Origin of the sequence: Streptomyces sp. NRRL S-495, assembly GCF_000966955.1 — a bacterium.
Taxonomy (GTDB): Bacteria; Actinomycetota; Actinomycetes; order Streptomycetales; family Streptomycetaceae; genus Kitasatospora; species Kitasatospora purpeofusca.
The window spans coordinates 1-564 of sequence record NZ_JZWY01001355.1; the positions used below are offsets into that span (position 1 = coordinate 1).

Genomic DNA, 564 nt, shown 5'->3' on the forward strand with positions numbered 1-564 from the left:
CCGCTCTACCGGGTCGGCTGGTCGCAGCTGCCCACTCCGCAGAACCCCGCCGCGCCCAGCGGCGTCACCGTCGCCCGCGTCGCGCCCGGCGGCGAACTGCGCTACCGCCTCGCCGAAGTCCTGGCACTGACCCAGCAGTTCCTCACCGACCCCGCGAACGACGAGGCCCGACTCGCCGTCGTCACCCAGGGCTCGATCACCGACCGGCCCGACCCCGTCACCGCCGCCGTCTGGGGCCTGCTCCGCTCCGCCCAGACCGAACACCCCGACCGGATCCTGCTGATCGACGCCGACACCTGGTCGGAGTCGGCACTCGCCACCGCCGTCGCCACCGGCGAACCGCAGGTCGCGATACGCGGTTCCGAGGTCCTGGCACCGCGGCTCGCCCTCGTCGCCCCGAGCGCGGACACCACCGCACCGCCGGTCTGGAATCCCCACGGCACGGTGCTGATCACCGGCGCGAACGGCACCCTGGGGCAGCTGGTCGCCCGCCACCTGGTCACCGAACACGGCGTCCGCCACCTGCTGCTGCTCAGCCGCAGCGGCGGCACCGCACCCCAGGAC

At 74.5% G+C, this 564-nt stretch carries 1 protein-coding gene; it reads left to right on the forward strand.

Features of this window, described 5'->3' with window-relative positions; all coding sequences use genetic code 11:
- Positions 1-564, forward strand: a 564-nt coding sequence (locus VR45_RS41645) for a KR domain-containing protein (RefSeq protein WP_045945193.1), incomplete at both ends; no start/stop codon positions are given.